This is a genomic window from Streptomyces sp. NPDC057743 (genome assembly GCF_042798755.1).
Classification (GTDB): domain Bacteria; phylum Actinomycetota; class Actinomycetes; order Streptomycetales; family Streptomycetaceae; genus Streptomyces.
The window spans coordinates 114,663-139,691 of record NZ_JBHVJX010000007.1 but is presented as its reverse complement, the minus strand read 5'-3'; the positions used below and the strand labels follow the sequence as shown (position 1 = coordinate 139,691).

Annotated in this window: 25 protein-coding genes; 12 read left to right on the top strand and 13 right to left on the bottom strand. The window is 73.8% G+C overall.

Translation table 11 applies throughout. The features are described from left to right. Window positions 1-27 precede the first annotated feature (27 nt). The 3 genes from ACFVFQ_RS10355 to ACFVFQ_RS10345 all read right to left on the bottom strand — a co-directional run bounded on the left by ACFVFQ_RS10355 (window position 28) and on the right by ACFVFQ_RS10345 (window position 4,569). Window positions 28-2,490 (bottom strand): FAD-dependent oxidoreductase, encoded by a 2,463-nt coding sequence (locus ACFVFQ_RS10355; RefSeq protein ID WP_383411936.1) that lies wholly within the window; start codon window positions 2,488-2,490, stop codon window positions 28-30. Then, entirely contained in the window at window positions 2,487-3,572 is a 1,086-nt protein-coding gene (locus tag ACFVFQ_RS10350) for an S-(hydroxymethyl)mycothiol dehydrogenase (RefSeq protein WP_383411934.1), read from the bottom strand. Before ACFVFQ_RS10350 ends, ACFVFQ_RS10355 begins: the two co-directional genes overlap by 4 nt. A gap of 253 nt (window positions 3,573-3,825) precedes the next feature. After that, window positions 3,826-4,569 carry an IclR family transcriptional regulator gene (locus ACFVFQ_RS10345; protein WP_383412356.1) on the bottom strand — a complete coding sequence of 248 codons (744 nt, stop codon included), beginning with the start codon at window positions 4,567-4,569 and terminating at the stop codon, window positions 3,826-3,828. 282 nt (window positions 4,570-4,851) lie between these two features. On the opposite strand from ACFVFQ_RS10345, the gene ACFVFQ_RS10340 reads away from it, so the two are divergent. Beyond that, window positions 4,852-5,175, top strand: a complete 324-nt coding sequence (locus ACFVFQ_RS10340; protein ID WP_383411932.1) for a bifunctional 3-phenylpropionate/cinnamic acid dioxygenase ferredoxin subunit — start codon at window positions 4,852-4,854, stop codon at window positions 5,173-5,175. Then, window positions 5,172-6,377 carry an NAD(P)/FAD-dependent oxidoreductase gene (locus ACFVFQ_RS10335; protein ID WP_383411927.1) on the top strand — a complete coding sequence of 402 codons (1,206 nt, stop codon included), beginning with the start codon at window positions 5,172-5,174 and terminating at the stop codon, window positions 6,375-6,377. Before ACFVFQ_RS10340 ends, ACFVFQ_RS10335 begins: the two co-directional genes overlap by 4 nt. Before the next feature lie 75 nt (window positions 6,378-6,452). On the opposite strand, the gene ACFVFQ_RS10330 is transcribed toward ACFVFQ_RS10335, so the two are convergent. Further along, entirely contained in the window at window positions 6,453-6,806 is a 354-nt protein-coding gene (locus ACFVFQ_RS10330; protein ID WP_383411924.1) for a hypothetical protein, read from the bottom strand. A gap of 174 nt (window positions 6,807-6,980) precedes the next feature. On the opposite strand from ACFVFQ_RS10330, the gene ACFVFQ_RS10325 reads away from it, so the two are divergent. After that, entirely contained in the window at window positions 6,981-7,577 is a 597-nt protein-coding gene (locus tag ACFVFQ_RS10325; protein ID WP_383411921.1) for an AAA family ATPase, read from the top strand. 98 nt (window positions 7,578-7,675) lie between these two features. Here ACFVFQ_RS10325 and ACFVFQ_RS10320 read toward each other — a convergent pair whose 3' ends face one another. Next, window positions 7,676-8,791 carry an alpha/beta hydrolase gene (locus ACFVFQ_RS10320; RefSeq protein ID WP_383411918.1) on the bottom strand — a complete coding sequence of 372 codons (1,116 nt, stop codon included), beginning with the start codon at window positions 8,789-8,791 and terminating at the stop codon, window positions 7,676-7,678. A gap of 507 nt (window positions 8,792-9,298) precedes the next feature. Here ACFVFQ_RS10320 and ACFVFQ_RS10315 point away from each other — a divergent pair. The 3 genes from ACFVFQ_RS10315 (at window position 9,299) to ACFVFQ_RS10305 (ending at window position 11,621) form a co-directional block, all read left to right on the top strand. Further along, window positions 9,299-10,318 (top strand): ArsR/SmtB family transcription factor, encoded by a 1,020-nt coding sequence (locus ACFVFQ_RS10315; protein WP_383411915.1) that lies wholly within the window; start codon window positions 9,299-9,301, stop codon window positions 10,316-10,318. 94 nt (window positions 10,319-10,412) lie between these two features. Beyond that, the gene (locus ACFVFQ_RS10310) at window positions 10,413-10,916 is read left to right on the top strand and encodes a hypothetical protein (RefSeq protein ID WP_383411912.1); all 504 of its coding nucleotides are present in this window, start codon (window positions 10,413-10,415) and stop codon (window positions 10,914-10,916) included. Window positions 10,917-10,943: 27 nt separating this feature from the next. Next, window positions 10,944-11,621 (top strand): ribonuclease H, encoded by a 678-nt coding sequence (locus tag ACFVFQ_RS10305; RefSeq protein WP_383411909.1) that lies wholly within the window; start codon window positions 10,944-10,946, stop codon window positions 11,619-11,621. A gap of 54 nt (window positions 11,622-11,675) precedes the next feature. On the opposite strand, the gene ACFVFQ_RS10300 is transcribed toward ACFVFQ_RS10305, so the two are convergent. The 3 genes from ACFVFQ_RS10300 to ACFVFQ_RS10290 form a co-directional block, all read right to left on the bottom strand. Further along, entirely contained in the window at window positions 11,676-12,227 is a 552-nt protein-coding gene (locus ACFVFQ_RS10300; RefSeq protein ID WP_383411906.1) for a hypothetical protein, read from the bottom strand. Then, window positions 12,224-13,399 carry a helix-turn-helix domain-containing protein gene (locus ACFVFQ_RS10295; protein WP_383411903.1) on the bottom strand — a complete coding sequence of 392 codons (1,176 nt, stop codon included), beginning with the start codon at window positions 13,397-13,399 and terminating at the stop codon, window positions 12,224-12,226. Before ACFVFQ_RS10295 ends, ACFVFQ_RS10300 begins: the two co-directional genes overlap by 4 nt. A gap of 302 nt (window positions 13,400-13,701) precedes the next feature. Next, a complete protein-coding gene (locus tag ACFVFQ_RS10290) occupies window positions 13,702-13,986 on the bottom strand; it encodes a hypothetical protein (protein ID WP_383411900.1) in 285 nt (94 codons plus the stop codon). Window positions 13,987-14,307: 321 nt separating this feature from the next. On the opposite strand from ACFVFQ_RS10290, the gene ACFVFQ_RS10285 reads away from it, so the two are divergent. Then, window positions 14,308-14,739: a protein phosphatase gene (locus tag ACFVFQ_RS10285; protein ID WP_383411897.1), complete on the top strand. Its 432-nt coding sequence runs from the start codon at window positions 14,308-14,310 to the stop codon at window positions 14,737-14,739. 309 nt (window positions 14,740-15,048) lie between these two features. On the opposite strand, the gene ACFVFQ_RS10280 is transcribed toward ACFVFQ_RS10285, so the two are convergent. The 5 genes from ACFVFQ_RS10280 to ACFVFQ_RS10260 all read right to left on the bottom strand — a co-directional run bounded on the left by ACFVFQ_RS10280 (window position 15,049) and on the right by ACFVFQ_RS10260 (window position 19,519). After that, window positions 15,049-15,342, bottom strand: coding sequence for a hypothetical protein (locus tag ACFVFQ_RS10280; RefSeq protein ID WP_383411894.1), 294 nt, complete (start codon window positions 15,340-15,342; stop codon window positions 15,049-15,051). Continuing rightward, window positions 15,339-16,055, bottom strand: a complete 717-nt coding sequence (locus ACFVFQ_RS10275) for an HNH endonuclease family protein (protein WP_383412352.1) — start codon at window positions 16,053-16,055, stop codon at window positions 15,339-15,341. Before ACFVFQ_RS10275 ends, ACFVFQ_RS10280 begins: the two co-directional genes overlap by 4 nt. 227 nt (window positions 16,056-16,282) lie before the next feature. Next, window positions 16,283-17,299 carry a DUF418 domain-containing protein gene (locus ACFVFQ_RS10270; protein WP_383411891.1) on the bottom strand — a complete coding sequence of 339 codons (1,017 nt, stop codon included), beginning with the start codon at window positions 17,297-17,299 and terminating at the stop codon, window positions 16,283-16,285. Between the two features lie 88 nt (window positions 17,300-17,387). Further along, on the bottom strand, window positions 17,388-18,065 hold the full coding sequence (locus ACFVFQ_RS10265; RefSeq protein ID WP_383412348.1) for a response regulator: 678 nt from the start codon (window positions 18,063-18,065) through the stop codon (window positions 17,388-17,390). Between the two features lie 83 nt (window positions 18,066-18,148). Continuing rightward, window positions 18,149-19,519 carry a sensor histidine kinase gene (locus tag ACFVFQ_RS10260; RefSeq protein ID WP_383411888.1) on the bottom strand — a complete coding sequence of 457 codons (1,371 nt, stop codon included), beginning with the start codon at window positions 19,517-19,519 and terminating at the stop codon, window positions 18,149-18,151. Window positions 19,520-19,943: 424 nt separating this feature from the next. Between ACFVFQ_RS10260 and ACFVFQ_RS10255 the strand changes: the two genes are divergently transcribed. From ACFVFQ_RS10255 to ACFVFQ_RS10235, 5 genes are all read left to right on the top strand, one after another. Further along, window positions 19,944-20,456: an NUDIX hydrolase gene (locus ACFVFQ_RS10255; RefSeq protein WP_383411885.1), complete on the top strand. Its 513-nt coding sequence runs from the start codon at window positions 19,944-19,946 to the stop codon at window positions 20,454-20,456. A 178-nt stretch (window positions 20,457-20,634) separates the two neighbouring features. Next, the gene (locus ACFVFQ_RS10250) at window positions 20,635-21,351 is read left to right on the top strand and encodes an N-acyl homoserine lactonase family protein (RefSeq protein ID WP_383411883.1); all 717 of its coding nucleotides are present in this window, start codon (window positions 20,635-20,637) and stop codon (window positions 21,349-21,351) included. A gap of 187 nt (window positions 21,352-21,538) precedes the next feature. Beyond that, window positions 21,539-22,198, top strand: coding sequence for a C39 family peptidase (locus ACFVFQ_RS10245; protein WP_383412345.1), 660 nt, complete (start codon window positions 21,539-21,541; stop codon window positions 22,196-22,198). Window positions 22,199-22,498: 300 nt separating this feature from the next. Further along, window positions 22,499-22,741: a hypothetical protein gene (locus tag ACFVFQ_RS10240; RefSeq protein WP_383411881.1), complete on the top strand. Its 243-nt coding sequence runs from the start codon at window positions 22,499-22,501 to the stop codon at window positions 22,739-22,741. 279 nt (window positions 22,742-23,020) lie between these two features. Next, entirely contained in the window at window positions 23,021-24,670 is a 1,650-nt protein-coding gene (locus ACFVFQ_RS10235; RefSeq protein WP_383411878.1) for an APC family permease, read from the top strand. Window positions 24,671-25,029: the final 359 nt, after the last annotated feature.

Genomic DNA, 25,029 nt, shown 5'->3' with positions numbered 1-25,029 from the left:
ACGAACGGGGCGCGGGGCGAGGCGGCGTTAGCGGCGGATGCGGGTCATCTTCGGGTCGAAGAGCGGTTCTTGGGCGACGGTCGCGGCGAGGGGCCGCCCGAAGTACTCGATATGGACGGCGGTGCCGGGGACCGCGTCGGCGGCCGGCAGCCAGGCGTAGGCGATGCACCGGCCGAGGGTGTAGCCGTAGGCGGCGGAGGTGACATAGCCGACCGGGACGCCGTCGCGGAGGACGGGTTCCTTGCCGAGGACGTTGGCAGCGGGGTCGTCGAGGGTGAGGCAGGTGAGCTTGCGGGTGGCGCTCTCCTCGCTGCGGCCCTCCAGGGCGGCCCGGCCGAGGAAGTCGCCCTTGGCGGGGCGGACGGCGAAGCCGAGGCCGGCCTCGTAGGGGTCGTGTTCGGTGGTCATGTCGTGGCCCCAGGCGCGGTAACCCTTCTCCAGGCGGAGGCTGTTGAAGGCGCTGCGGCCGGCGGCGATCACGCCGTGCTCCTGGCCGGCGGCCCAGAGCGTGTCCCAGAGGCGGAGCCCGAGGTCGGCGGTGGTGTAGAGCTCCCAGCCGAGCTCGCCGACGTAGCTCAGGCGCAGCGCGGTGACCGGGACGTGCCCGATGTGGGTCTGCCTGGCCCGGAAGTAGCCGAAGGCATCGTGCGAGAAGTCGTCGCGGGTCAGCGGCTGGACGAGGGCGCGGGCGAGCGGGCCCCAGACGCCGATGCAGCAGGTGCCGGAGGTGAGGTCGCGGACCTGGACTCCCTCGGGGGCATGCCGGAGCAGCCAGTCCAGGTCGGCCGGGCTGTTGGCGCCGAGTTGGAAGCGGTCGGGGGCGAGCCGGGCCACGGTGAGGTCGGAGCGGATGCCGCCGGTCTCGTCGAGGAGGAGGGTGTAGGTCACCGCGCCGGGTTTCTTGGCCAGTTGGTTGGTGGTCATGCGCTGGAGGAAGTCCAGCGCGCCGGGTCCGGTGACCTCCAGGCGGCGCAGCGGCGTCATGTCGTAGAGGGCGACACGCTCGCGGGTGACGGCGGCCTCGGCGGCGGCGATCGGCGACCAGTAGCGGGCGGACCAGGCGTCGCGTTCGGGGAGGTCGAGCCCCTCGGCGAGCGGGGCGTTGGCCTCGTACCAGTGGGGGCGTTCCCAGCCGCCGGCCTCCAAGAAGGCGGCGCCGAGCTCCTGTTGGCGCGGGTAGAAGGGGCTGGTGCGCAGCGGGCGGGGCTGCTCCATGGGCTGGAGGGGGTGGATGACGTCGTAGACCTCGACGAAGCTCTGGGCGCCGCGCTCCGCTATGTAGGCGGGCGAGCGCTGGGCGTCCTCGAAGCGGGTGAGGTCGCATGCGTGGACGTCGGTGGTGGGGCGGCCGTCGCTCATCCACTCGGCGACGGCCTTGGCGACGCCGGCGGAGTGGGTGACCCAGACCGCCTCGGCAAGCCAGAAGCCGCGCAGGGTGCGGGACTCACCAAGGACCGGCATCCCGTCGGGGGTGAAGGAGAAGACGCCGTTGAAGCCGTCGGCGACCCGCGAGCCGCCGAGGGCGGGCAGCAGAGCGACGCTGTCGCGCCAACTGGGCGCGAAGTCCTCGGCGGTGAAGGGCAGCGAGGACGGCATCACCGGGGCGTCGTCGTAGGCGGGGACGGTGAACGGGTCGACGGGCAGCGGGCGGTGGGCGTAGGAGCCGATGCCGATCCGGTCGACGTGTTCGCGGAAGTAGAGGTCGCGGTCCTGGTAGCGGAGGATCGGCCGGCTCGCCTCCTGGCGGGGGTCGTTGAGGCCGGCGAGCTCGGGCAACGGGCCGGTGGTGGCGTACTGGTGGGCCAACGGCAGCAGCGGCACGTCCACGCCGGCGAGCGAGCCGATCACCGGTCCCCAGAAGCCGGCGGCGGAGACCACGTGGTCGGCGGGGAAGACGCCGTGGTCGGTGACGACACCGGTGACGGCGCCGGCCGCCCGCTCGATGCCGGTGACGGTGTGCCGCCCGAGGAAGCGGGCGCCGCGGCCCTCGGCCCGGGCCATCTGGGCGCGGCAGGCGAGCAGCGCGCGGGCCAGGCCGTCGTCGGGGGTGTGCAGGCCGCCGAGGACCTTGCTCTCGTCGAGCAGCGGCCACAGCTTCTTGCACTGCTGGGCGTCGAGGAGTTCGCCGCGGACGCCCCAGGAGGCGGCGAGGCCGGCCTTGCGGTGCAGGTCGGCCCAGCGGGCCTCGGTGGTGGCGAGCTCCAGGCCGCCGACGGCGTTGAAGCAGGGCAGTCCGTCGACGTGGAGGGAGCCGAACTTCCGGACGGTGTAGGCGGCGAACTCGGTCATGGTCTTGGACGGGCCGGTCTGGAAGACCAGGCCGGGGGCGTGCGAGGTGGAGCCGCCGGGGGCGGGCAGCGGACCCTGGTCGAGGACGGTGACCTCGCGCCAGCCGCGGGCGGTGAGTTCGTCGGCGAGCGAGCAGCCGACGATGCCGGCGCCGATGATCACGACGCGGGCGCGGTCGCGGTCGCGCAGCGGGGCGGTCACAGGACCACCACCGAACGCAGCACCTGGCCGTCCCGCATCTTGTCGAACGCGGCCTCCACTTCGTCCAGCCCGATGGTCTCGGTGACGAAGCCGCCGAGGTCGAGCCGTCCGCTGAGGTAGCGGTCGATCAGGACCGGGAAGTCCCGGCTGGGCAGGCAGTCGCCGTACCAGGAGGACTTCAGCGCGCCGCCGCGGGAGAACAGGTCGATCAGCGGCAGGTCGATGGTCATCTCCGGTTCGGGGACGCCGACTTGGACCAGGGTGCCGGCCAGGTCGCGCATGTAGAAGCCCTGGCGGTAGGTCTCGGGGCGGCCGACCGCGTCGATGACCACGTCCGCGCCGTGGCCGCCGGTCAGCTCGCGGACCGCCTCGACGGGGTCGGTGCGGCGGGAGTTGACGGTGTGGGTGGCGCCGAAGCGGGTGGCACCGTCGAGCTTGCGCTCGTCGATGTCGACGGCGATGACCCGGCGGGCGCCGGCGATCGAGGCGCCGGCGATGGCGGCGTTGCCGACGCCGCCGCAGCCGATGACGGCGACGGTGTCGCCGCTGCCGACCGCCCCGGTATGAACGGCGGCGCCGTAACCGGCCATCACCCCGCAGCCGATCAGCCCGGCCGCCTCGGGGCGGGCCGAGGCATCGACCTTGATCGCCTGCCCGGCGGCGACCAGCGTCTTCTCCGCGAACGCGCCGATGCCGAGGGCGGGGCTGAGCGGGGTGCCGTCCAACAGCGTCATCTGCTGGCTGGCGTTGCGGGAGTCGAAGCAGTACCAGGGGCGGCCGCGCCGGCAGGACCGGCACTGGCCGCACGGTGCCCGCCAGGCGAGCACCACGTAGTCGCCGGGCGCGAGGTCGGTGACGCCCTCGCCGACGGACTCGACGACGCCGGCGGCCTCATGGCCGAGCAGGAAGGGGAAATCGTCGTTGATGGCACCCTCGCGGTAGTGCAGATCGGTGTGGCAGACCCCGCTGGCCTGGACGTCGACGAGCACTTCTCCGGGGCCGGGATCCGGCACCAGGATCGTCTGCGGACCGACGGGTGCGCCCTTCTTCGCCGCGACGACGGCATGGACTTCGTGTGGCATGCCCTACCCCTCAGTGTTGCGCACTGCACGACTAGTTGCGCGATGGGAGACATCTTGGGAACGGCGTATCGGTAGCGTCAAGAGGTGCGCGCTAGCGGTTTGTAAAGGGATGGTTACGCATGCGGACGCAAAGCGGAGCGCCCGTGCCCGGCCCGCACACACGACCGCGGGGCCGGGTCAACGACCCGGCCCCGCGGCCCAGTTGACTCATCCGGCGGTCAACGAGCCCCCCGCCCGGACCGCCGCTCCCCCGTCAACAGGCGTACCCCATCCGCCGGGAGAGCTCCTCACCGGCGGCGACGGTGCGCTTGACCACCTCCGGCAACCGCTGCTCGTCCAGCCGGTACGCCGGCACCGACACGCTGATCGCCCCGATGACCGAGCCGTCGTGCGCCCGCACCGGGGCAGCGACCGCGCGCAACCCCAGCTCCAACTCCTCCACCGCTACCGCAAACCCCCGCTCCACCACCTCGGCCAACTGGTCGCGCAGCACGACCGGCGAGGTCACGGTCCGCTCGGTCAGCCGGGGCAACTTCCGCGCCAGCACGGCCTCTCGGACCGTCGGCGGCTGATAGGCCAGCAGCGCCTTGCCGCTGGACGTGGCGTGCAGCGGCGTGCGCCGGCCGAGCCAGTTCTGTGCGGTGACCGACGCCGGGCCGCGCGCCTGCATGATGTTCACCGCGGCATCGCTCTCCAGCACCGCGATGTTCACCGTCTCGCCCAACTCGTCGGCGAGCGTGCGGCATACGGCCGCGCCCTCCTGGGAGATGTCCAGCCGCACCGCGGCGGCCCCGGCCAGCCGCAACACCCCGGCGCCGAGGTAGTACTTGCCGCGCTCCTGCTCCTGGGCGACCAGTCCGCGGTTCTCCAGCACGCCCAGCAGCCGGAACGCGGTCGACTTGTGCACGCCCAACTCGTCGGCGATCTCGGTCACTCCGGCCTCGCCGAGTCTGGCCAGGATCTCCAGCACCGTGACCGCCCGGTCCACCGACTGCACCGCGCTCGCCGCCCCTCTGGACGGCTTGCCCGCCCCCGCATCGTGCGGCTTCGGGTCCGACCTGCCTGCCGGCTGCTTCTCCGCCCGCGCCTGGGCCTTGGCCGATTCCGTCATAGATCCGTGTCACCACCCAGCTCGCTGCCACCACCCAGCGGCCCGATCGGGCCGGCTTTCCCGGAGACCGCTTGACGGGCCAAGCCTCCGACTGGATTCTGTTGCGCATAACGCTTTGTCGTGCGGATTGCGAAACTCAAGAGTACCGAACAGTAACAGGGGGGCCCAGTGATTCCCGTCTGCCACCTCGCTGAACTGCCCGCCGGCGAGTCCGTTCGCCTCGACACCGCACCTCCGATCGCCGTGTTCAACGCCGACGGAGAGCTCTACGCCATCGACGACACCTGCACCCACCAGGACGCCTCACTCGCGGACGGGTGGCTGGAGGGGTGTCTGGTCGAATGCCCGCTGCACGCCGCTTCATTCGATCTCCGCACCGGAGCCCCGACCTGCCTGCCCGCCCGCCGCCCCGTCCGCACCCACCCCGTCTCGATCGAGAACGGCATGGTCTACGTCCACCTCACCGCCGAGGAAGAAGGCACCGCCGCATGAAGTCGGTCACCGTCATCGGAGCCTCACTGGCCGGGCTGTACGCCGCGCGGGCGCTGCGCGCGCAGGGGTACGACGGCCGGTTGACCATCGTCGGGGCGGAACCCCACCGCCCCTACGACCGCCCGCCGCTCTCCAAGGAGTTCCTCACCGCACCCGCCACCACGGACGACCCCGACCAGGACCCGGCCACACAGCCCGCGCTCGCCCTCACCGACACCGAGGAGCTCGCCGAACTCGACGCGGACTGGCTCCTGGGCACCCGCGCCACCGGCCTCGACACCCGCCTGCGCACCGTTCACCTCGACACCGGACGCGCCCTGGCCACCGACGGCGTGGTACTCGCCACCGGCGCCACCCCGCGCCGCCTCCCCGGCCCCGCACCGGTCGGCTCGCACACCCTGCGCACCGTCGACGACGCCCGGGCACTGCGCGCCGACCTGACCCGCGGCGGCCCGGCCCAAGTCGTGGTCATCGGCGGCGGGTTCATCGGCGCCGAGGTCGCCGCCTCGTGCTCCGCCCTCGGCCACCGGGTCACCGTCGTGGAGGCCGCACCGCTCCCCCTCGTCCCGCAACTGGGCCACACCATGGCCGAGTTGTGCTCCCGTCTCCACGGCGATCACGGCGTCAGGCTGCTCACCGGCACCGGCGTCCGGCAGCTGCACGTCGGGGGCGACGACGGCCGGGTCGCCGCCGTGGAGCTCTCCGACGGCCGGCTGCTGCCCGCCGACGTCGTCGTCACCGGCATCGGCGTCCGCCCGCACACCGACTGGCTCGAAGGCTCCGGACTGCCGCTCGGCGACGGCGTCCGCTGCGACGCCGGCTGCGTCACGCCGATCCCCACCATCGTGGCCGCCGGCGATGTCGCCCACGTGGCCGGCGCCCGCGCCGAACACTGGACCAGCGCCACCGAACAGGCCGGCACCGCCGTGCACAACCTCCTCGCCGGCCGCACCGTCCGCACCCCCCACACCGTCCCCTACTTCTGGTCCGACCAGTACGGCGTCCGCATCCAGTTCGCCGGCCGCCGGGCACCCGGCGACGTCCCCCGCATCGTCGAGGGCTCCCCGGACGACCGCAGCTTCCTCGCCCGCTACGAGCGCGACGGCCGCACCACCGCCGTCCTCGCCCTCAACCGCCCGCGCCCCTTCATGCGCCTGCGCCGCGAACTGGCCCGCGCGCAGCAGCCGGCCGCCACCGGCTGAACGCCCCTGCCCGCCCCACCGGTTGCCCGGAACGGCGCGGCACGGCACGGCACGGCACGGCATCGAACGGCGCGACTACTGCGGGTCGCCCGCACCCTGAGTCGCCCCCGACGGCATCCGCGCGCGGAGGACCGCCTCCACCGCGTCCGGGTCGTCGGGGGTGAGGAACGGCCGGACGTAGCGGCCGAGATCGAGGATCAGCGCGGTGGACTTGGACATCCGCTTCGGGTCCAGGCTCGCCCAGTACCGCGGGTGCCCGGTGCCCCAGATGCGGCCCTGGCCGGTCAGCACCCCCATCTCCACCCGGCGCACCGAGCGGATCGCGGTGTACGGGATGGTCTTGGTGCCCCACGGGAAGTAGTAGCCGCGGATCCGCAGCCCGTCCTGGGCGCAGGTGATCCAGCGGTCCTGGTAGTAGGTGGCCGTCATGTCCGCCGTTCTCCCTTAGAAGGTGGTCAGCCTCCGAGCCTCGTCACCCGAGCATACGGAGCGGGGTAGCGGGTGGGGCGGTGGGGCCCGGGCGTCAGCCAGGGGCCTTGGCGCACGATCGTGCCGGTGGAAATTCGGCGGCGCCGGAGGGCGGCGGCCGCCACCATGGACTCCATGACCACGCACGCCCCTGATTCCCCCGCCCCGCGCCCCGTCCCCCAAGGCCCCTGGCTGGCCCCGGGAGTTGTGGTGATCACCGGCATCCAGGCCGCCGGCAAGTCCACCGTTGCCCAGGCCCTCGCCGAGCGGCTGCCCAAGGCGGTGCATCTACGCGGCGACGGCTTCCGGCGGAACATCGTCAGCGGCCAGGTCGGCATGACCCCGGACGCGGGCGAGGAGGCGCTCGCCCAACTCCGGCTGCGGCACCGGCTGACGGCCCACTGCGCCGACGAGTACGCCCGAGCCGGCTTCACCGTGATCGTCCAGGACATCCTCCTCGGCGAACACCTGGCGCAGATGACCGTCGACATCGCGACCCGCCCGCTGGCGGTAGTCGCCCTGCTGCCCGACCCGGAGGCGGTCGCGGCGCGCGAGGCCGACCGCCCCAAGACCGCCTACGGGCCGGACTGGTCGGTGCGCGACCTGGACGCCCTGATCCGGACACAGACGCCCCGCGACCTGGGCCTGTGGCTGGACACCTCACGGCAGACCGTGCCGGAGACAGTGGACACGATCCTGGCCCGCGCGTGGACCCAGGGCGCGGTGGCCTGACGGCGGGGACGGGCGGGCGGTCCCCCGTACCGCCCGCCCGTCGCCCGACCTCCACCCCCAGGTGACGGTGCTACGCGCCGGCACCTGCCGCGCCGGTGTCACCGACGCGGCAGGTGCCGGGCGAAGAACGACCGCAGCCGGGCCCGCACCAACGGGACGGATACGGCCGGAGCGATCGCGCCGACCAGTGCCCGCCGGTCCGCGGCGCCCATCAGCCCGGCGGACTGCAACTGCGGGGCGAGGGCCGCGTAGTCGGTGAAGACCCAGTGCGCGCCGCGGGCGATCTCCGCGCGGTGGACCCGGTCCCCGGAACGGGCCCGGACCGCCGACCAGGAGCGCGCCAGCTCGGGTTTGCCGGCGAAGCCGGCGCTGCCGAGCAGCAGCAGCGGGCGGTCCACGCCGTGCCGGGCGACCGGGAGCAGCGCCCCCGCCCGGCCGGGTGCCGGCGCGGGCCAGTCGAGGAAGCCCTCCAGGTTGACCGCGGCGCCGATCCGTGGGTCTTCGTACAGCGCCTCGGCCACTGCGGTGCCGCCCGCCGAGTGGCCGTAGGCGCCCAATCGCCGCAGGTCCAAGGCCCGTTCGAGGCCGGCGGGCAGGGCGCGCCCGGCCGCGTCGGGGTTCTCGCCGGCCGCCAGCAGCGCCAACTGGTCGACGACGAACCGGAGGTCGGCGATCCTGGTCTCGATCGCGGTGCGGAAGAGGGGCGGGTCGGTCCGGGGGTCGTACCGGAACTCCGTCGTCCGGACCCGCCCCGGCCGCCCCGCCCGAGTCACCGGAAACTCCACCTCGCTGGCGTCGCCGGGGTGGTCGACGGTCACCACCACCGCGCCGTGGCTGGCCAGTTCCTCCGCCGGGCCGGTGCCCAGGGTGCGCGGATCGCCGCCGCCCGGCGAATAGAGGAGCACCGGCGCCGGCCGTTCCCGGGCGGGCGCGCCCGGATGGGCATGCGTCCTGGTGGCCGCCCAGTCCACCCCGTGCCTCGGCAGGCGGTGCAGGACGGCATCGAGCTGCCCGAAGACCGCCGCGGCGGCCGGCGTCATCTGGCGGGCCACCGGGCGGCCGTGGGCCGCCCGGGCCGGGTAGTACACCGTGAGCATCAACTCCCGTACCCGGATGGCGGGTTCCCATGGATCGGCCCGGGACGGGTCGACCAGGTAGAGCGCGGTGGTGCCGATCGGGTGTGGCCCGGTCGGCGCCGGCAGGCGCAACGTCACACCGGAACGACCCGGTCGTCCCGATAGCCCCGATCTCCCCGCTCGTCCCGGTCGTCCCGGTCGTTTCGCTTCCGGCACGCGTTCCCGTGCCGACGCCCCGGGCGCGCCACCGCCGCCCAGCAGCAGCGCCGCCGCCAGCGACGCCCCCGCCCCGACGATCACCCGCCGGCCCACCCCTCCCCCACCGGTGCCCGCCACCGCACCGTCCGTCCTCCGGGGCATCGCTCCCCCTCGCTCCTCGTGCGCCATCTCGTCCGCCATCTCGTCCGCCCTTTCGTCTGCCGAGCCGTCGTCAACGCCCGTCCGCGGACGCCCCGTTGCCCCGTTGCGCCGTTGCCCCGCTGCTCCAGTACTCCGGTACTCCGGTGCGGAGCCCCGGCCGCGGTCGTCATGCTGCTCCGGTAGCCGGCCGGCGGCGATCCTTTAGGCTCTGGCCGAAAGGCTGGCGCCACGGCGGCGCGACAGGGCAGGGACAAGCCAGAACGGGAACGGGAACGGGAGGGTGCGGTGATCCGGATCCGCTTCACGGCCGCCGACTTCGCCCGAGTCCGGTTCGCGGCGCGGCCGGCCCCGCTCCAGGAGCTGAACGTGGCGCTCGGGATGGCCTGCCGCCGCGACGCCGCGACGCTCTTCGGCCGCTGGCGGCAGCGGACGCTCCGCGCCCTGCCGCCGGCCGCCGCACCCTTCGGCGACCTCGTCCCCGGCCTGCGGCCCCCACGCTTCCTCGACCAGTTCGGCGACGACCTCGCCGAGGAGTTGGAGTCCGTCCGGGCCACCGACCCGGGCCTGGTCCGCGCCGAGATCGAGCGGGTCTACGCCGGGCACCCTTCGCCGGCCCCGCGTTGGGTGCACGACCTGCACCGCGGCGACGCCGACGCCTGGCGGCTGCTGGGCCGGGCCCGGGTCGCCGCCTTCGACACCGTCCTCCGACCCGTCTGGCCGCTCGTCCAGGACCTGCACCAGGCGGAGTTCACCCGCTACGCCGTGACCGTCGCCGAGCACGGCGTGGCGGCCGCGCTGGACGCGCTGGTCCCGGGGGCCCGATTCCGGGGCGACCGTTGGGAGTTGGCAGGCCCGCCGGCCCTTGGGGGCGCGGCCGGCGACGGTCCGCGCGAGGTCGAACTGCGGGGGCACGGGGTGATCCTGGTCCCCACCTTCCACTGGGTCGGGCCGCCCCTGCTCGCGGAGTTGCCCGGTCGACCGCTGCACCTGACCTATCCGGCCGGGCCGGGGCTGCCGCTGCCGCCGGTCCCGGTCGGCGGCAGCGACGAGGCGCTCGCCGCGGTGGTCGGCCGGACCCGGCTGGAGGTCCTGCTGCTGCTCGGCGAGGAGCACACCACCGGGGCGCTCGCCCGCCGCCTGCGCGTCAGCGACGCCACCGTCTCGGCCCACACCGCCGCGCTGCGCGGGGCGGGCCTGATCTCCACGGAGCGGGCCGGCCGGGCGGTGTTGCACCGTCGAACCGCACTGGGGACCCTGCTCGTCGGGCGGGGCCGGGCGCCCGCGCCGGACCCGGCCCGGCGGTGACCGGCAGCGGGTGGAACGGAGTCAGGCCCAACCCCCGTCCGTCCAGAGGCCACTGCTGAGGTCGGTCCCGTAGACGACCTGTATGCGTCGGGGAGTGATCCGCAGCAGACCGTATGCGGGGTCGGCGGGGCCCCGGCGCCAGGAGCGGCTGGCGACCGCCGAGGAGCGGCTGCGCCCCTGGCTTGCCTGGCACCGCCGCCGCGGCGACACCCCTGAACTCGCCCTGGTACTGGCCAAGTTGGACTTCATCGCCGAACAGCGCGGCGACGCCGACCGCGCCCTGGCCCACCACCGCGACGGCCTCGCCGCCGCCCTGGCCACCAAGGACCCCCGCTCGGTGGCCCTCGCCCTGGAGGGGCTCGCCGGCGCCCCGCACCCCCGGCCGAGCGCGGCGACGTGGACCGCATCGGCGCCCGGGTGCGCACCGCCGTCGACGGGCCGACCTTCGCCCGCGCCTTCGCCACCGGCACCCGCACCCCCTACGACCCCCAGGCGGCGCCGGACGCCCCGTTCCTCCTGGACGACGACACACCGGCCAGCAGTGAGCGACCACACTCCGTGCCCCCACCGTCACCCCGATTCCGCGCATGCGGGGTGACCGGCCCCGAGATGGCATGATCGGGGGATGTCCGATCGCATCATCGCTGCCTGTGACGGGGCCAGCAAAGGAAACCCGGGACCCGCCGCCTGGGCGTGGGTCACCGCCGACGCCGAGGAGAACCCCACCCGCTGGGAGGCCGGCCCGCTGGGCTCGACGACCAACAACGTCGCCGAGCTGACGGCCCTGGCCGAGCTGCTGGAGGCCACCGACCCGGCGCGGCCGCTGGAGGTCCGGATGGACTCCCAGTACGCGATGAACGCGGTGACCAAGTGGATCGCCGGCTGGAAGCGGAACGGCTGGCTGACCGCGTCCAGGAAGCCGGTCGCCAACCGGGAACTGGTGATGCGGATCGACGCGCTGCTGGACGGCCGCCCGGTGGAGTTCCGGTACGTCCCGGCCCACCAGGTGGACGGCGACCCGCTGAACGCCATCGCCGACCAGGCGGCCAGCGACTCCGCCACGTCCCAGCAGGCCGCCGGCACCTCCCACGGCACCCCGACCGTCCCGGCCCCGCGCGCCGAAGCGATGGAGCGCCCCGGCGGCGCCAAGAAGCCGGCCAAGCCCGCGCGCCGCGCGCGGACCGGCGGCGGCACCATCAAGGCCAAGTACGCCGGGCGGTGCGGCGGTTGCCGCGCCGCCTACGAGGCCGGCGCCCAGGTCGCCAAGGGACCGAACGGCTGGGGCCACCCGGACTGCCGTTGACGCTCGGCGCGACGCCACACGGGACGGCATGACGCAGGGGCCCCGCCGCGCGGTTCACGCGCACGGGGCCCCGCGCACGACAACCGGGGCACCGCCCGTCGCCGGACCCGCCACGCTCACCGGCCGGGCCCGACCGTGCCCCGCCGCCAGCGCGTAACGGACCCGGCTGGCCTCCTCCCCCATCACCTCGGCCGCCTCCGCCACCGAGTAGCCGAGCACCTCGTGCAGCACAAACGCGTCGTACTCCAGGGTGGGTTGGCGTAACCCGGAGCCGTCCGGGTTGCCCCACGCCGCACCCTCCGGGGCGGGGCCCGGGCACCGGCTCCGCTGCCGGATGCGGGTGCGCACCAGCATCCAGGCGCAGGCCGCCGGGTTGGGCCGGCGGACGATGTCGGCCCACCGGATGGCGACCTCGCCCATCGCCTCGCCCACCATCCGGGAGGCGGCCGGCTCCCCCGCGTGGGCCAGGGCGTAGCCGAGGTAGCGCGCGCAGTGCAGGGCGTAGAACGCCTCGAAGGCGGGCGGCAGGGCGACCACCGGGGGGACCGCGGGCACCGCGCGCCGGGCCGCCTTCTGGGCCGGCACGCGGGAGGGGGCCGCCGTCATCCGAACGCCTCGGCGCGCGGGGTGTGACGCTCCGGCACCAACCCGTAGGTGACCGGGGCGAGTTGGGCGAGCCGCGCATGGTCCCAGAGCGGACGGATGTCGTCCGGGCGGCCGTGCAGCGCGCCGACGACCGTGCCGACGGTCTCCCAGTCCGGCACCAGGGAGCCGGACAGCAGGCCGGTGAACTCCCCTTCCGTCAGCACGTTTCCGCTGGAGGTGCAGATCTGCACGGGGTCCGGGCAGGCCGCCGAGAGGTAGAGCCCGCGCAGCGCGGCGTGCAGGCTGCCGGCCCGGGCCGGGTGTCGCCCATGGGCCGCGTCCCACAGGGGACGCATGGCCTCCGGGTCACCGCCGCAGGCGAGGGCCATCCGGCGGGTGACCTTCCAGGAGGGGCTGCGCTCGCCCGAGAGGATGCGGGAGACGTAGGAGGGGCTCACCCGCGCCTCGTCCGCCAGCGCCCGGAGGGTCTTGTCGCCGGCGCGCTGGAGGTGGGACAGCGCCGAGGCCAGCGCGCTGTGCGGGTCCTGCCCCGCCGCCTTGCCGCCCGCCCCTTGCCCCCTCGCTTGCTCCACTCCGTGGTCCGCTCTCCCTCCGCCTTCGCCGCCGCTCTCGCCCTCCGGGCAGCCTCGGCGGTGCGGGCCCGGACGGACGGCGGTGGGCCGGCGCCGCTCACCATCCGTACGGGCCACGGACATCGGCGAGCCCGGGCGGGCAGCGGCCAGTTGGCCCGGGCGGACCGGCAGCGGCGGCGGGACCGCCGGGGCGGCGGCGAGCAACGCCGCCCGTCGCTCGCGCCGCTGGGTCAGCTTCCGGCCGATCCGCTCCCGGGTGTACGTCCGCCCGATCTTGTCCACCCCGACGTGCAGGGCCTCGGCGATGGCCGCGCCCCGGTGGCCGCGGTCCCGGGCCTGCTGCACCACGGCGGCGGTGACGCACTCCAGGTCGCTGTTGAGGTCAACGACCTGCCGTAGCCCGGCCAGTGCGTCACCGTCGCGTATCTGGGTCCGGAGGACCGCGATCCGGCAGGCCATGTCGTCGGCGACCTGGAGGGCGTCCTCGTCGTGGGCCTTGGTGTCCGGGGTCCGCCGGGAACTGCGGATCTTGCGGACGGCCCGGCCGCAGGCGTCGCTGCAGTACTTCCGGCGCCGGCCGGGACCGGACCCGCTCTCCACTTCGTTGGGGCAACCGGCCCTCGCACAGGGGACCGGTCCAGGATCCTTAGGAGACATCAGCTGTAATCCTTCTGGGGGCAGTTGCCACCGTGAACTCGCCGCAGAAATGGGCGATGTGCCGTTTGCCGGACCGGCATCGGGGCCGGGCCCCGCGGCCGTTCGGCGTCGCGGCACGACCCCGGCACCGGGCCGGGTGGTCCGCCGCGGCGCCGGAAGGGCTCCGGCACCGCGGCGGACCCAGGTCTCGGACCACCGTCCGAGCGCGTCATTCCGAGAACGGGCGGCTCCCCGCCGCGCCCCCGTCAGCCGGCGCGTCGATGCTGGTGGCGAAGCCGGGACCGACCGACCCCGGCCAGCGCGACCAGCGCGACGGCGGGCATCCAGCGGGCGTCGGCACCGTGCACCAGGACGTTGCCCACGTACGGAATCGCGAGGAACGCGCCCAGCGGAACGGCGAGTTGCACATCGCACCGGAGGGCGAACCGGGCCCGGAACGGGGCGTCAACACGGGCGTTGACCGGGAAGTCACGCCGGTTTCCGGTTTCAACCGGGCCCCTGCGAGGGATGTTAGCTTCGTATCGCTTCAACTGGGGCTCCTTCAGGTTCCAGTGGAATGTTCGGTCAGGGGGCATCAGTTCCTCCTCGATCGAGACGAGATGCGAATGAGTGGCCCTGGCTCCGGTTCCAGCCTTGCCAGGGCCACCCTCGTGTTCCGGGACCGTACATCGTCACAGAAGTCATCCACCAACGCTACGGTCGGTTAATGGCACGATTGCGATTGCCGATATCTTCCCAGTTGCGAATCCAACGCGCCCCGCGGCGCCCGCGGACGCTCTCCCCGAGTCCAGCGCCCATCCCGGCACCCCAACTCCCCGCCAACTCCCCTTGTTCCGACCTAGGCTGAGCGGATGCCGGAAACCTGGAACGCCGCCGCCGCCGGGGTCCTGCGACTGCCCTCCGGTCGCCTGATCCGCGGCCGCGGCCTGCGCCACCCGCTCCCCGACGGCCCCCAACCCACCTACGGCGTCTACCTCCTGGGCCGCCAACCACCCGAAGTCACGTGGGAATCCACGTGGTTGCGCTGGCCCGACTTCCGCCTGCCGAGCAACCGCGAAGCGGCCCGCCAGGCACTGACCACGGCATGGGAACGGGCAACCGAGGAACGCGTCGAACTCGCCTGCGGCGGCGGCCGCGGCCGCACCGGCACGGCCCTGGCCTGCCTGGCCGTCCTGGACGGCGTCCCGCCCGAGGATGCGGTGGCGTTCGTCCGCCACCACTACGACCGGCACGCGGTGGAAACCCCCTGGCAGAAGCGGTACGTCCGCCGCTTCCCGGCCTGACGGCGAGCGGAGGCAACCCTTCCGCCCCGCCCCCTCCAACTCGCCCTCCAGCAACCCCTCGATCGATCTCCTTCGCGAGTGCGAAGGAGGGGGCGCTGTCAGTGGCCGCTGGTATCCCTGAGGACATGGAGAACTTACGCAGCGCCCCGGCGAAGGGCGCCGAAGAAGGGCCCGCGCGGGGCGGCGGACGGGAAAAGTTTCGGCGCCGCCCCGGTCGGAGCGGCGCCGGACACGGGCACCCGGCCGAGCGGCCGAACTCCCGTAGCGGACAGGGAAGTAGGGGTCCGATGGGTCAGCGGCGGCTGGGCCCTAGAACGACGGCCAGGTGTCGGGCACAGACGCTGCACCGCCGGTGCGCACGGCGTCGAGCACCGCCCGGTGGAGCCCGACGATGCCCGTCGGCGGGATGCGTACCGGGCCGCCTTCGAGGTCGTAGCGGTCTTCGGCGCCGGTGTAGTGGATGACGACGGCGGCCGTGCCGTCACCCAGGTCGGTGGTGGTGACGGTCAGGTCGCCGGTGATGACGCCGACCTGCACCGTCATCGCACCGCCGGGGCCGGCCGTGACCCGGTCGGTGAGCCCGTCGCGATCGGGGGTGGTCACCGCTCGCAGGTGTTCAGCATCTCGCCGAGCTTCGCCTTCTCCGGCTCGGTGACGTTCAGGTGGTAGCGGTGTTTGACGTCGGTCCAGGCGCGGGCGTAGGTGCACCAGTAGGCGTGCCGCGGCGGGGCCCACTGGTCCGGGGACTGGTCACCCTTCTGCCGGTTGGAGTTGGCCGACACGGCGATCAGTTGGGAGTGCACGAGGTCGTTGGCGAAGGCCCGCCGCTCGGGGGTGGTCCACTCGTCGGCGCCGGAACGCCAGGCATTGGCCAGCGGCACGACGTGGTCGATGTCGAGCTGGCCGGAGACCGTGAAGACCTTCGCGTCGTACTCGCTGAACCACCTTCCCTCGACGGCCCGGCACTTCTCGTCCTGCCTGATGCCCTCGCCGTCCCGGGCGAGGACCAACTCGCGGGTGTCGCACTCCCCGTGCTGCTTGATCCAGTGCGGGAACTTCGTGCGGCTGTAGCCGTTCATCGAGTGCGGTGACGCGACGTGCAGACCGGCGAGTTCGGTCCGCACCTGACCGACGGGCGGCGGCTCCGGGAGTCCGCTGTGCGGCTCGGTGAACGTCGTGCCGGCGGGCCGTGCGTCCTGCGCCGGGGCGGGCGGCGGGGCGGGGTCGGCTATGGCGGTGGAGGCGGCGACCGGGAGAACTGCTGCGGTGATCAGGGCTGTTGTCGTGGCTGCGCGGCGCCACCAGGCTTTGGTCAACACGCAGAGAGCCTCACCCGCCGAAACGATTCCGCAGTCCTGCCTTCACTCCTTTGTGCACACCTTCGGGCCTCCCGCGCCCGGTGAGGAGCCGGGCGAGTATAAGGAGCGCGCGCCGGCGGGGGCGCGTCGCCGTTACGGAAACGCACCCCCGCCCGCCGATGGCGCCGGGAACACCGGGAACACCGGGCCTCGCCCGCCCAAGTATCCGGTCAACACCCGCGGGTTCAGCGGCGGTTGGGCACGCGCTCCCACCAGGTGACGCAGCGGAGGCACCACTCCGCCGGGCCGTAGCGGAAGCGGGCCAGCCACCAACGGCTCGCCAGTACCTGTGCGGTGAGGATGACCAGCGCCAACGCCATGGCGGTGCCCCAGTGGAGGGAGTGGCGCAGGCCGAGCAGGGGTGCGGCCGCGACGACGAGGAGGGTCGCGGTCAGGTAGTTGGTGAGCGCCATGCGGCCGAGCGGTTCGAGGACGGCGGAGAGCGCCGGGCCGAGCGGGGTGCGCAGCAGCAGGAGCAGGGCGACCGCGTAGGCGACGGCGGTCAGGAGGCCGGCGCCCGCGGCGATCCGGGTGGCGTGCGCGTCGGCGGGGTCGGTGGCGTGCTGCCACGAGACCGCGGCCGCCGCCACGGGCGCGGCCACCGCGAGTACCGCGGCGAGCCGTCCGGTGCGGTGGTCCAGGGCGCGCGGGACGCCGAGGCGGGCGACCGCGAGGCCGAGCAGGAACAGGCCCGGGATGGTGAGGAGTCCGCCCGAGGCGAGCGTCACGGACGCGGCGGTGAGGCCGACGCCGCCTACCAGGACCACCGGGGTGGGCAGCCAGGTGGCGGGCAGCAACACGAGCAACCCGAAGATCGCGTACGGGGCGAGCGCCTCGCCGGGGTGCAGGAGTTGGTGCGCCGCCCCGAGGAGGCCAAGCGCGACCAGGCGCCGTACCAGGAGCAGTCGCGGCCGGTCCGAACGGCGGGCGGCGCCGTCGAGGAAGAGCGCGAAGCTGATCCCGAAGAGGAAGGAGAAGATCGGGAAGAAGCGTTCCTGGACGGTGAGGTCCAGGAACGCGCGGATTGGGTGCAGGACGCCGGGCCGCGGCCCGAAGAGCATGTCGGTGATCTGCGGGATGTTGACCAGGAGGATGCCGCACAGCGCGAAGCCGCGGAGGGCGTCGAGGGCACGGATGCGGTGCGCGCCGGGCGTCGGCGTCCGGGCCGGCGCGGGCGGTGTTGCGGTGGTGGACTGCTGCATGCCACCACGGTCGGCCAGCGGGGGTGCCCCGGACCTCTGCCGTTCGGCCAGAGACGCCCCGCGGCCCTCGGCCGATCGGCCGAGGCGGTCAGCGGGACCGCACCGCGCCCGTTTCCCACGCCCAGGCGGCGATCTCGACCCGGTTGCGGACGCCCAGCTTGGTCTGGATGCTGCCGAGGTGCGTCTTCACGGTGCCCAGCGACACATAGAGCTCCTGGCAGATCTCCTGATTGGTGCGCCCCCGCGCCACCAACCTGGCGACGTCCATCTCCCGTTCGGTGAGCGGGCCTTGGGGCTCGTAGGCCCCTTGGAACCCTTGGGACCGTTGGGGGCGCCCGGCGTCGTCCGTGGCACCGGTGCCGTCGGCGCCCGGGTGCGGCCCCAGCCGTTCCAGCAGCCGTACCGTCACCGACGGGGAGACCAGCGCATCGCCGCGGGCGGCGGCCCGGACGGCCTCCACCAGGAGGCCGGGGCCGGCGTCCTTGAGGAGGAAGCCACAGGCGCCGCCCTGGAGGGCGCCGTAGACGTAGTCGTCCTGGTCGAAGGTGGTCACCACCACGACCCGTAGGGGGTCGACGGCGTCCGGGCCGGCGAGGGCCCGGGTGACGTCCAGGCCGTCCAGCTTGGGCATCCGGATGTCCACCAGGCAGACGTCGGGCCTCAGCCGCCGGGCGACCTCCACACAGGCCGCGCCGTCGGCGACCTCGGCGATGACCTCGATGTCCGGTTGGGCGTCGAGGATCAGTTGAAAGCCGGTGCGGACCATTTCCTGGTCGTCGGCGATGAGGACGCGGGTCGCACGGGCCCGGTGCGCCGGCTCCGGCTCGGGTGGGGAGGTGGGGGAAGCGCTCACGGCTCCGATCGTGCCACGCCACCGCCGGCGTCGGGCCCGTCACCAGCGTCGCGGGCGTCACCGGCATCGGGGCCGTCACCGGTGCCCGGGCCGTCTCCCGCGCCCGGCCCCTCGTCCGCATCCGGCCCCTTGCCCTCATCCGGGCCCTCGCCGGTGTCCGGCCCCTCGGCGGGGCCCTGGCCCAGTACGGGGAACGACGCGGTGAGCTGCCAGCCGCCCTCCGGCATCGGTCCGGCGGTCAGCGCGCCGCCCACCGCCTCGGCGCGCTCCCGCAGCCCGACCAGCCCGAAGCCGCCGCGGCCGCCGGCGGGCGCGGCCGCACCCCGCTCGCCCGACGGGCCGTTGCGCACCTCGACGGTCAACGGCGACTGCGGCCCTTGGAGGGTGGCGCGAATGGCGACCGTGGTCGCCCCCGGCGCATGGCGGCGCACATTGGTCAGCGCCTCCTGCACCGCGCGCTGCACGGAGGTCTCGACCTCGGGGGCGAGGCGGGCGCGGCGGGCAGCGGCGTCGATCCGGACCGTGACGTCCGGGCCGCCGCGCCGCGAGAAGTCGGCGGCCAGTTCGGCGAGCGCGGCGTACAGCTCGCCGGGGCGCACCCCGCGGCCCTCCTCCTCGCGCAGAACCCGGACCAGTCGACGCATCGAGTCCAGCGTCTCCAGCCCGGCCCGCTCGATGCCGAGCAGCATCGCGTCGGCCCGCTCGGGGGCGGTGGCGCGGATCGTCCGGGCGGCCTGGGCCTGGACGACGATGCCGGTCACGTGGTGGGCCACGAAGTCGTGCAGATCGCGGGCGAGTTCCAGCCGTTCGCCCTGGCGGACGGCGGCGACGGCGCGGGCGCGGCGGGCGTCCAGGGCGCGCAGGTAGACGCCCAGGCCGAGCACGGCGCCGACGGCGAGGGTGAGGACGAAGGCGTAGTTGACGAGGTCCTCGTAGTGCCGCATCCGCAGCGGGGCCGCGACGACGGCGGTGCCGAGCGCGACGCACAGGACGACGGCGGTGCGCGGCGGTGCGGCCCGCCGGGCGGTGGCCAGGAGGATGCCCAGCAGCGCCACGGTCTCCGGCAGGCCCCACGACCCGGCCGCGCTCCGGGTGGGCAGGCCGACGAGTGCGAGGGTCACCGCCCATGAGCCGGCCGCCGCGAACGCGGCGCGGCGCGACACCGTCAGCCACGGGTGCGGCACCAACAACAGCGCCATGAAGAACGGCGCGGTGGCGAGCGGGACGAAGTCCGCGATGGTGTGCCGGTATCCGGTCAGCGGTTGGACGCTCGCCCAGTCGACGAGCCAGCACAGGACGAGCAACAGGGACAGCGCGCCGGTGGCCGTCCACCGGGCGCGGCGCGGAAGGGGTGCGTGAGGTTCCACTCCGGCAGGTTACGGAAGCGACGGCCCGCAACGGCTCAGCCGAACGGCCGACCCGCAGCCGGCGGGCCGCTTCGCGTCCGTCCGCCTCTCCCTCGCAGGCGATTTCCGGACATGATCGCTGGATCTGACCCTCGAACTGAAACTGGAACTGGATCTGGATGTGGAGCCGGAGCTGGACGTGGAGCTGGAGCTGAACGTGGTTGCCGGACGGTCGGGCGTGATCGCCGGACGTGCTGCCCCGGACTGGCCGTTGTCGGCACGGTCAGCCATCCAAGCCGACCGGTTCCGCGCCGGTTCGGCAACCTCCACCGACCGAGTTCGGCCGGATCGGTGGAGGTGACCAGCGGTTATGGGCGAAGGTGGGGAAGATGGTTCCCGGCCCGGTCCGGGGTGGGCCGCTTCACGGAGTCGAAAGAGGGACGGGATGGACAGCGGGACGGGCGTGGGCACGGGCGCGGTGACCAGCCGGCAGCGCGGTGACCAACCGCCGCAGGCGCAGGCCGTGTTCGGGGTCGGCGTGATCGTGCTGGACGCGGACGGACGGGTCCTGCTCGGCCGGCACCGGGCGGGGACGTGGGAACTGCCCGGCGGCAAGGTCGACCCGGGCGAGGGCGTACGGTCCGCCGCGGCCCGCGAACTGCGCGAGGAGACCGGGCTGCACGCCGAGCCGGACGACGTCCGGGTCTTCACGATGCTGCACGACGACTTCCACGGTCTGCGCCGCATCACGATGGCGGCGCTCGTCACCCGCTACGAGGGGACGCCGTACGCGGCGGAGCCGGAGTTGGTCAGCGCGTGGGAGTGGCACTCCCCCACCGCGCTACCCGGCCCGCTGTTCACGCCGTCGGCACAGGTACTCGCCGTATGGCGGCCGGAGTTGGCGATCGACGCCCCCGCGGCGCACCGCCTCGACGTACTGAGCGTCGGGATGACCTGACGGGCAGCGGAGCGGCCCTGATTCTCGGCGGGGTCCCGTAAGCCGAGGACCAGGCCGTCCCGGGCCGGCAGCGGGCCCTCCCCCGCCCGCACCACCGGGGGATCGGTGGTGCGGGCGCCCGCCGGGCCACGGTCGGAAAACGGCTGCGGCGCCCGAACGGCCCGTGAATCATGGGGACATGCAGACGACCTCAACGCACCTGGCGGTGCACCGCCTCGACCTGGGGTACTTCGTCCGGCCGGCGGTGGAGACCGGCGGCCCGGAGCCCCGCGTGGAGCCGGCCCTGGCCTACCTGGTGGAGCACGAGCGGGGCCTGCTCCTCTTCGACACCGGCATCGGCGCCGCGGACCCGGAGACCGAGGCCCACTACCGTCCCCAACGCCGCCCGCTCCAGGCCGCGTTGGCCACCATCGGCGCGTCGCTCGCCGAGGTCTCCCTCGTCGTCAACTGTCATCTGCACTTCGACCACTGCGGCGGCAACCCACTGCTGGCCGGAAAGCCCATCGTGGTGCAGGAGGTGGAGCTGGCCACCGCGCGCCGCGGCGACTACACGATCGACGCGTTGATCGACTTCCCCGGTGCGCGCTACGAGGAGGTCGCCGGCGAGGCCGAGATCTGGCCGGGCGTCCGGGTCGTGCCGACGCCCGGCCACACCGACGGGCACCAGTCGCTGGTCCTCCGCGGCCCCGGCGGCACGGTCGTACTGGCCGGCCAGGCACACGACTTCGCCTCGCACTACGCCAGCGCCGACCTGGCCCGCCGGGCGGCCCGCGACGGCGTGGCGCCGCCGCTCCCCGCCTACCACCCCTGGCTCGACCGGCTCGCCGCGTTCGATCCGCGTCGGGTGTACTTCGCCCACGACGCCTCGGTCTGGGAGCCACCGCGCACCGTGTGACCACGGACCATCACAGCCATCACAGCCATCACAGCCATCACGGACAACCGCAGACGGCCACCGGCCCGGCGCCGGGAGGCGCCCCTCCCGCTCCAGCCCCACCGTCGGGCCGCCCCATTCCCCGCCGCCGTCGATACCCTGCACCATGCCCACCAACGCCACCCACCTCACCGGCCCCACCGGCCCCATGGGCCCCACCGATCCCGCCCCTCCCCACCACCCCACCCACGGCACCCTCATCCACCCCGTCCCCTACTACTCCCAGTGGGCCTCCCCGGAACTCGTCCCCGCGATCATCGCCGGCACCGTCCCGGCCACCGAGGACCCTCGCTGGCCGGAATACGGGGCCAACAGCCCCGAGGAATACGCCTGGTGGTCCTGGCGGTTGTGCGGGATGGCCTGCCTACGGATGGCGCTCGCCTTCTGGCGACACCCGGTCCCCACCGCCATGGGCCTCGCCACCGCATGCCTGGACGCCGGCGCCTACGTGCGCCACGAGGACGGCCTGCGCGGCTTGATCTACGCGCCGTTCGCCTCCTATGTGGAGCGCCGCTGGGGCCTGTTGGCGCAGTCCCGCCCCCAGCTCCCCCGGGAGGAACTCCCCGCCCTGATCGGCGCCGGCCGGCTGGTACTGCTCTCCGTCCACCCCGCCATCCGGGACGCCGACCCCGAACCGCCGCACCGGGGCGGCCACCTGGTCCTGGCTATCGGCGTCACCCCGAACCACGTGGTGATCCACAACCCCTCCGGGTTCCCCGGCAGTTCACAGGAGTTCGCCCCCGTCGACTGGCAGACGCTGGACCGCGTGTATGCCGGACGCGGGGTCGTCCTGGGACTCCAGGACTAGCCACGGCGCGCCCCTCTCCGTCCCGGCCGCGGGCTGGAGGGCCTGCGCATGCTGCACGCCGTGAAGCCGTGAAGCCGTGAAGCCGTGAAGCCGTGAAGTGACGGTACGCGCTCCCGGTGCCAGTGTCCCCTTATGGGTGATGGTCAACTGGCCGCGTTTTCAAGGAAGATGGGGTGCGCGCGACACCGGGCACGACCCGCGTGGTGTGGAGCCCTGCACCCGTCGTGTCGCGCGCCGGGCCGGGCGGTCGAGCGCGCCCGCACCGCGCACCGCAGTCACGCGAGGGAGGGCGAAACGGGCATGCAGGACAGCGACGGCCCGCAGCGGTGGCATCGGCGCATCCCGTTCGGGGCGATCGGCCTGGCCCTCGCGTTCATCGTCAGCATCGCCGGCATCACCTGGGCGGTCGACCTCGACGAGACCGGCGTAGAAGTGGCACCGCCCAGCGCCGACACCCACCACCCGGCAGGCTCCCCCGCTCCGCCCGCCCTCCCCCTCGCGCCGGGCCCGCACGCCATCAGCTCTGCCTCACACGGCATGTGACGCACCGTCCGCACGGCCCCTCACGCACACCCTCACTCGGCATCGGCCAGTGACGCGCGTCCTCACACGGCATACGACACACCCGGCATATGACGCACCCGGCGCGCCGCCCGCGGCAGTTGACGCCGTCGTGGTACGCGGTCGCGGCGCCCCGGCGCGGCGTACTGTTCTGCCCGCACCCGTCCTGAACTATTGGGGCAAAAGGTACGTAGGCCCGCACAGGTCATCGGGCCCGCCGTCAGCCGCCGCACCCATCGCAGCAGAACGAGGGCACGCCCCATGGAGATGCACAAGCCGACCGAACCCGCCGCCCCCAAGAACCCCGGACTGAGACGCGACATCGGGCTCATCGGGCTGATCTGGACCTCGGAGGGGTCGATCATCGGGTCCGGATGGCTGTTCGGGGCGCTGCTCGCGGCACAGGCGGCGGGCACCGCGGCGCTGGCCTCCTGGGGCATCGGGGCCGTCGCCATCGTCATCCTGGCGTTCGTCCACGCCGAGCTGGGCGCCATGTACCCGGTCGCGGGCGGCACCGCGCGCTTCCCGCACTACGCGTTCGGCAGCGCCGCCGGCGCGTCCTTCGGCTGGTTCTCCTGGCTGCAAGCGGTCACCGTGGCGCCGATCGAGGTCATGGCGTCGCTGAACTACCTCAGCGTGCACGCCCCCTGGGTCCAGACCGGCAAGAACCATCTGACCCCGGCCGGCTACGGACTCGCCGTCGCCTTCATGGCGTTCTTCATCGTCGTCAACTTCTTCGGCATCCGATGGCTGGCCCACACCAACAGCGTGGCAACCTGGTGGAAGCTGGCCGTCCCGGTGCTCACCATCGTGGTGATGGGCTCCGCCGTCTTCCATCAGGACAACTTCGGCTACCAGGGCTTCGCGCCGTTCGGCGTCCGCGGCATGCTCTCCGCGATCAGCACCAGCGGCATCATCTTCGCCCTCCTCGGCTTCGAGCAGGCCGACCAGTTGGCGGGCGAGAGCCGCGATCCGGCCCGGGACATCCCGCGCGCGGTCCTCGGCTCGATCCTCATCGGCGTGCTGGTGTACGTCGCGCTACAGGCGGTGTTCATCGGGGCACTGCCGCACACCGCGTTCGCGCACGGCGGCTGGGCCAACCTCTCGTTCAGCGGCAAGGCCGGCCCGTTCGCCGGCCTCGCCACCACCGTCGGCCTGGGTTGGCTGGCCACGCTCCTCTACATCGACGCGGTCGTCTCGCCGTCCGGGACCGGCCTCATCTATGTGACGGCCACCTCCCGCGTCTCCTACGGGCTGTCCCGCAACGGCTATGTCCCGGCGGTCTTCGAGCGCACCACCAGGCGCGGTGTGCCGTGGTTCGGGCTGCTGGTCGCCTTCGTCATCGGGCTCGTGGTCTTCCTGCCGTTCCCCACCTGGCAGAAGCTGGTGGGCTTCGTGACCTCCGCGAGCGTGCTGATGTACGCCGGTGCCCCGCTCGCCTTCGGCTGCCTGCGCAAGCAGGACCCGGACCGGCCGCGCCCCTACCGGCTGCCCGGCGGCCTCTTCTGGGCCCCGGTGGCCTTCGTCGTCGCCAACTTGATCATCTATTGGGCGGGTTGGGACACCCTGTGGCGGCTGGGCGTGGCGATCGTCCTGGGCTATCTGCTGCTCGGCGGCTCGGCGCTGCTCCGCCTCAACCCCAAGGTCCCGCACCTGGACTGGAAGCACGCGCAGTGGCTGCCGGTGTATCTGCTGGGCATGGGCGTGATCTCCTGGCAGGGCGGCTTCTGCAGCACCGGCCCGGCGTCCAAGGTCTCCTGCGGCGCGACCGACGCCCTTCCCCTGTGGTGGGACATCGCCCTCATCGCCGCGTTCAGCCTCGTCATCTACTACTGGGCGCAGGCGGTGCGACTGCCGGACGAGGAGACGCGGGAGTACATCGGCTCGGTGGAGGTCGTGACCGGGACGTGAACACCGTGAGCCGCGACCGGACGACCGGCTTCCGCCGCCGTTCGCCACGCGCTCAGAAAGTGCCCGTACCCCGCCCCGAGTTGGGCCCGTAGCGGGGCGGAGCGGGGAGCGTACCTGGCGCCCCCGGTGGCGGCGGACCGGGGCGGCCGGCACCCCCGGCTCCGGCCGCCAGACGGCCGGTGATCCGTTGCGCGCCACGTGGACGACCTGGGCGCCCGCCCCGCCCTCCCCTATCGTCACCGGCAACGACCAGGCAGGTACCGGGACGAGGGCGGGCTCAGGCACGAGGACGTGCCCGGACCCGGGCACGAGGACGGGCACAGCCACGGGCACGGGACGGGACCGGGCACGGTACGAGA